Annotated in this window: 6 protein-coding genes; all 6 read right to left on the bottom strand. The window is 62.2% G+C overall.

The window, feature by feature from the left end; all coding sequences use genetic code 11:
* On the bottom strand, positions 1-272 hold a 272-nt coding region (locus tag H928_RS32715; protein ID WP_021025776.1), incomplete at its 3' end, for a hypothetical protein.
* A 195-nt stretch (positions 273-467) separates the two neighbouring features.
* The gene (locus tag H928_RS0106580; protein ID WP_021025775.1) at positions 468-1595 is read right to left on the bottom strand and encodes a ribonucleotide-diphosphate reductase subunit beta; all 1128 of its coding nucleotides are present in this window, start codon (positions 1593-1595) and stop codon (positions 468-470) included.
* Between the two features lie 58 nt (positions 1596-1653).
* Positions 1654-4557, bottom strand: a complete 2904-nt coding sequence (locus H928_RS0106575) for a ribonucleoside-diphosphate reductase subunit alpha (RefSeq protein WP_021025774.1) — start codon at positions 4555-4557, stop codon at positions 1654-1656.
* 84 nt (positions 4558-4641) lie between these two features.
* Positions 4642-4866 carry a hypothetical protein gene (locus H928_RS32175; RefSeq protein WP_158400488.1) on the bottom strand — a complete coding sequence of 75 codons (225 nt, stop codon included), beginning with the start codon at positions 4864-4866 and terminating at the stop codon, positions 4642-4644.
* Positions 4867-4989: 123 nt separating this feature from the next.
* Positions 4990-5586 carry a 1,6-anhydro-N-acetylmuramyl-L-alanine amidase AmpD gene (gene ampD / locus H928_RS26510; RefSeq protein ID WP_021025773.1) on the bottom strand — a complete coding sequence of 199 codons (597 nt, stop codon included), beginning with the start codon at positions 5584-5586 and terminating at the stop codon, positions 4990-4992.
* Between the two features lie 74 nt (positions 5587-5660).
* A partial coding sequence (locus H928_RS26505) for a helix-turn-helix domain-containing protein (RefSeq protein WP_043339104.1) occupies positions 5661-5992 on the bottom strand: 332 nt, incomplete at its 5' end.

Raw genomic sequence — 5992 nt, 5'->3', positions numbered from 1 at the left:
TTGGCAGGAGCTGCAGCCTTCTTCACGGCAGTCTTGGCAGCTGCGGTGGATTTGGTTGCGGGCTTGGCGGCGGCCTTCTTGGCGGCTGGCTTAGCAGCGGCCTTTTTGGCGACGGCCTTGGCAGCAGGCTTTGCAGCTGCCTTGGTGGCGGCTGGCTTGGCAGCGGCCTTGGGCTTTGCAGCTGCCTTGGGGGCGGCTGCCTTGGTTGCAACTGCCTTCTTGGCAGTTGCCTTGGTGTCAGCAGTTTTCTTGCTTGCTTTGGACGTTGCCATGCTCTTCTCCTTCGGGTCAATTTAGAAAGCAGACTTCATGCCTGATTGAATTCGACACGAAGTTTTGATAGCAAACTGAATTGTGCATCAGCTGCTAGCAACTGGCATAGTGCAAACCTCAATAAAGACGCCAAATTTCACAGTTTTCTCTCAGGAAAACCACATTCTGACGGGGTTTGCACATCAAGGTCGGCGTCAATCCCAGGAAAGCGCGCCACCGGACTGGTATTCGATGACCCGTGTCTCGAAGAAATTTCGCTCCTTTTTCAGGTCGATCATCTCGCTCATCCACGGGAAAGGGTTGTCCTCGTTGGGGTACAAAGCATCAAGGCCGATCTGCGTTGCGCGGCGGTTGGCGATGTAGCGCAGGTAGCCTTTGAACATCGATGCGTTCATGCCCAGCACACCTCTGGGCATCGTGTCTTCGGCATATTGATATTCAAGTTCGACTGCTTGAATAAACAAGGCCTTGATCTCGTCCTTGAACGCGGCGGTCCACAGCTGCGGGTTCTCCAGCTTGAGCTGGTTGATCAGGTCGATGCCGAAGTTGCAGTGCATGGACTCGTCGCGCAGGATGTACTGGTACTGCTCGGCTGCGCCCGTCATCTTGTTCTGGCGGCCCAGCGCCAGGATCTGCGTGAAGCCGACATAGAAGAACAGGCCCTCCATCAGGCAGGCAAAAACGATCAGGCTCTTGAGCAAGGTCTGGTCGGTCTGCGGCGTGCCGGTCTGAAAGTGGGGGTCCATGATCGCCTCGATGAAGGGGATCAGAAACGCATCCTTGTTGCGGATCGAGGGGACCTCGTTGTAGGCGTTGAAGATCTCGGCCTCATCCAGGCCCAGCGACTCCACGATGTACTGGTAGGCATGCGTGTGGATGGCTTCCTCAAAGGCCTGGCGCAGCAGAAACTGGCGGCACTCCGGCGCAGTGATATGGCGGTAGGTGCCCAGCACAATGTTGTTGGCGGCCAGCGAATCGGCGGTGACGAAAAAGCCCAGGTTGCGCTTGACGATGCGGCGCTCGTCCTCGGTCAGGCCATGGGGCGATTTCCACAGCGCGATGTCGCGTGTCATGTTGACCTCTTGGGGCATCCAGTGGTTGGCGCAGGTGGCCAGGTATTTCTCCCAGGCCCATTTGTATTTGAAGGGCACCAGCTGGTTGACATCGGTCTTGGCGTTGATGATGCGCTTGTCGGCGGCATGGACGCGCTTGAATGTGGCGGCTGGGGATGCGGCAGGCGATGCAGAGGGTGAGGCCGCCGTGGTGGCCGGCGCGGCTGGTGTGGCCAGCGCGTCCATCGAATCTTCTTCAAAGCTCAGCATGGATGAATGCTCCTGGTGGTGGCCGCGGCTGCGGCCAGGTTCAGACGGTCAGCGTGGTCTACTGGCAGGCTTCGCAGCCGGGGTCATCGATGGCGCAAAAGCGGATGTCGGTGCCTGGCGCGGCGGACTGCGATGCAGCAGCGGCGGCGTGGGCGACAGCCTGGGCGACGGGCGACGCATGGCTGCTGGGCACGGCATTGAGCACGCGGCTTTGGATGGTGGATTTCTCGGCCTGCGTGGCGCTGGTGGTGCGCAGGTAGTAGGTGGTCTTGAGGCCGCGCACCCAGGCAAGCTTGTAGGCATCGTCGAGCTTCTTGCCCGAGGCCCCTGCCATATAGATATTGAGGCTTTGCGCCTGGTCTATCCATTTCTGGCGCCGTGAGGCCGCTTCCACCAGCCAGACGGGGTCGACCTCAAAGGCGGTGGCGTACAGCGCCTTGAGCGCATGGGGCACGCGGTCGATGGGGCGCAGCGAGCCATCGAAATGCTTGAGGTCCATGACCATCACATCGTCCCACAGGCCCAGCGCTTTGAGGTCGCGCACCAGGTACTGGTTGATCACGGTGAACTCACCCGAGAGGTTGGACTTGACCGAGAGGTTGCCAAACGAGGGCTCGATCGAGGCATCGACGCCGACGATATTGGAGATCGTGGCCGTGGGTGCAATGGCCACGCAGTTGGAGTTGCGCATGCCGTCCTGCGCGATCTTGTGGCGCAAGGCTTCCCAGTCCAGCTGCATGCTGCGGTCGACCTGCACATAGCCGGCCTGGCCGCGCGCCTGGGCAAGCAGGTCCAGCGTGTCCAGCGGCAAAATGCCTTGGCTCCAGAGCGAGCCGGGGTAGCTGCTGTAGACACCGCGCTCGCGCGCCAGCTCGGTCGATGCCCAGTAGGCGTAGTAGCAGACCGCCTCCATCGAGGTATCGGCAAACTGCAGGGCCGCATCGCTGGCGTAGGGAATGTGCAATTGGTAGAGACTGTCCTGGAAGGCCATGATGCCCAGGCCCACCGGGCGGTGGCGCAGGTTGGAGTCGCGTGCTTTGCCCACCGCGTAGTAGTTGATGTCGATGACGTTGTCGAGCATGCGCATGGCCGTCGTGATGGTGCGCTTGAGCTTGTCATGGTCGAGCGCGAGGCCACCTTGGCCGTCGTCCTTCAAGTGGCGCGCCAGGTTGACCGAGCCCAGGTTGCAGACGGCGGTTTCCGTGTCGCTGGTGTTGAGCGTGATCTCGGTGCAGAGGTTGGACGAGTGCACGACGCCGGCATGCTGCTGGGGCGAGCGCAGGTTGCAGGCATCCTTGAAGGTGATCCAGGGGTGGCCGGTCTCGAACAGCATCGACAGCATCTTGCGCCACAGATCGACCGCGGGCACGGTCTTGCTCAGCGCCAGCTCGCCGGTCGCGGCCTTGACCTCGTAAGCGGTGTAGGCCCGCTCGAAATCCTGGCCAAAGCGGTCATGCAGATCGGGCACATCGGAGGGGGAGAACAAGGTCCACAGGCCTTTTTCCATGACCCGTTGCATGAACAGATCGGGGATCCAGTGGGCGGTGTTCATGTCATGGGTGCGGCGGCGGTCATCGCCGGTGTTCTTGCGCAGCTCCAGAAATTCCTCGATGTCCAGGTGCCAGGTCTCCAGGTAGGCGCAGACGGCGCCCTTGCGCTTGCCGCCCTGGTTGACGGCCACGGCCGTGTCGTTGACCACCTTGAGAAAGGGCACCACGCCTTGCGATTCGCCATTGGTGCCCTTGATGCGAGCGCCCATCGCACGCACGGGTGTCCAGTCATTGCCCAGGCCTCCGGCAAACTTGGACAGCAGCGCGTTCTCCCGGATCGCATCGTAGATGCCGCCCAGGTCATCGGCCACCGTGGTCAGGTAGCAGGACGACAGCTGCGAGCGCAAAGTGCCGCTGTTGAACAAGGTGGGGGTGGACGACATGAAGTCAAAGGACGAGAGCAGGTCATAGAACGCGATGGCCCTGGCATTGCGGTCGTCTTCTTTCAGTGCCAGGCCCATGGCCACGCGCATGAAGAAGGCCTGGGGAAGTTCGATGCGCTGCTTGCGCACATGCAGGAAGTAGCGGTCATACAGGGTCTGCAGACCCAGGTAGTCAAATTGCAGATCACGTTCCGGCTGTAGGGCTGCGGCCAGGCGCGGCAGGTCAAAGTCCAGCATCTCTGGCGCGAGCAGTTCATGCTCCACGCCCTGTGCGACAAAGCCGGGGAAGGAGCTGCGGTAGGCCGCGCCCATGTCGGCGCTGCTGACATCCTGGCCGATCACTTCGCGCGTGATGGTGTGCAGCAGCAGGCGTGCGGTGACCAGGCTGTAGTCCGGGTCTTTTTCGATCAGGGTGCGGGCGGCCAGGATGGAGGCCTTGAGCACCTCGTCCATGTTGACGCCGTCATAGAGGTTGCGCAGGGTTTCGCTCAGGATGGGCGCGGGGTCGACATCCTGGCCCAGGCCCTGGCAGGCTGCGGCAATGCGGTCATGGAGTTTCTTGACATCAAGCACGACCTGCTGGCCCCGGTCCTGCACATGCAAGCTGGCATGGGCCGGTGTGTGCTGGGCTTGGAGCTGGGCGCGCTCCTGGTTGCGGCGCTCACGGTACAGCACATAGGCGCGTGCTACCTCATGGTTGCCACCCCGCATCAGGCCCAGCTCGACCTGGTCCTGCACATCTTCGATATGGAAGGTGCCGCCGCCCGGGCGGGAGCGCATCAGTGCACGCACCACCGTGTGGGTCAGGTTCTCGACCAATTCGCGCACGCTGGCCGATGCCGAGCCCTGGCTGCCATGCACGGCCAGAAAGGCTTTCATGATGGCGGTGGTGATCTTGGGGGGCTCGAAAGGGACGACTGCTCCGTTGCGCCGCATGATCTGGTAGTCCGGCAGTACGGTGAATCCATCCAGGGTGCGCGAGCTGGCGGCCGGTGCGGGCCGTTGCTCGGAAAGCGAAGCAGCGCTCATGATGTCCTCTCTGTGGTGTGTGAAAAGCCGGAGAAACAGCGCTGGGCATACCGGTACCACTGAGCCGCCGGCAACCACCTCACACTACATGTAGTGTTTTATTAAGCGCTGGACACTACCTGTAGTGTATGGCGCATTGCAGGCTTTGTGTGTAGTGCTGATGACCATGCTGCGCAGCAAAACGGCGGCAACTGCGCATGGCGTGGTGGTTTGCGCCTGCAAACCACCGCTGTAGGTGTGTTTCTGCGCCATCTGCGTTGCAGAGCCTGCGTAAAACATAGGCATTGCATCTGAAAAAATTTTTTTCAAATGTGGAAAATTGCCGTGTTTTTTGTGGCATACATGCCTTTCATTGCATGCGAATGAAAGGGGATGCCGGGCAGATGCAGGCGGCTTTGAACAGGTTCTTAGAGGCTTGGGCTATAGCCCGATTTAGAGGCCGAGCGATGCGGGAAACATCGATCGCGGCCAGGCCAGATCCTGCTGCAGCCGGGGCCAGAGAAAGCCGGGACCCGGGTCGTTCTTGCGGCCCGGCGCAATGTGCTCATGGCCGGCAATATAGGCAATCGCATACTGCGCGCGGATCTGCTGGCATAGCTGCACCAGGCTCTCGTACTGGGCGGGCTCGAAAGTCTCGCCCTCCAGGCCTTCGAGCTCGATGCCGATGGAGTCGTCATTGCAGCGCGGCCTGCCGCGCCAGAACGACTGGCCGGCATGCCAGGCACGCTGGTCGGCGCTGACAAACTGCCACACTACGCCTTGGCGCGTGATGAAGAAATGCGAGGACACCTGCAGGCCCCGGATGCTCTGGAAATAGGGGTGGGCATCCCAGTCGAGCTGGTTGGTAAAGAGGCGCTGCACATCCCCCGTGCCGTAGATGCCCGGCGGCAGGCTGATCGAGTGGACGACCACCAGATCGGTGCATGCCCCCTCAGGCCGGGGGCCGAAATTGGGCGAGGGGCAGTGCGTGGCCGTGCGCAGCCAGCCGTCTTGCCAGAGCGCTGCCTGCGGCGCGCTGGTGGCGTGCATATTGGCATGAGGCGCAGCGTGGGGGTGCGCGCCAGGCGGTGTCTCGGGCAGGTCGTGGGGCATGGCGTCGGGCCCTAGGGCTGCATCCCGTCGCTGGGGTCATGGATCTGCAGCCGCTCCATGCGGTAGCGGATCTGACGCAGGCTGATGCCCAGGCGGTTGGCCGCAGCGGTGCGGTTAAAGCCAAACTCCTGCAGCGCGCGCACGAGGATGTCGCGCTCGATGCCATCGAGCCAGGCCTGCAGATCGGCGGGCAGATCCTGTGGCGGCGCAAAGCGCTGGAGGCTGCTGGGGGCCATGGCCGCAGCCTGTGGCTGGAGCGGCGCCAGCGGCGCGCTGGGCCGTACATAGGCCGGTGCCGGCTCTGCTGCCTGGCTCTGCGCGGGCACGGGAGGCGTGGCACCAG

It is taken from the genome of Comamonas sp. B-9 (assembly GCF_000410635.1).
Lineage (GTDB): Bacteria > Pseudomonadota > Gammaproteobacteria > Burkholderiales > Burkholderiaceae_C > Comamonas.
Note: the sequence above shows the minus strand (reverse complement) of the source record. Positions and strands in the feature narration are given on the sequence as shown.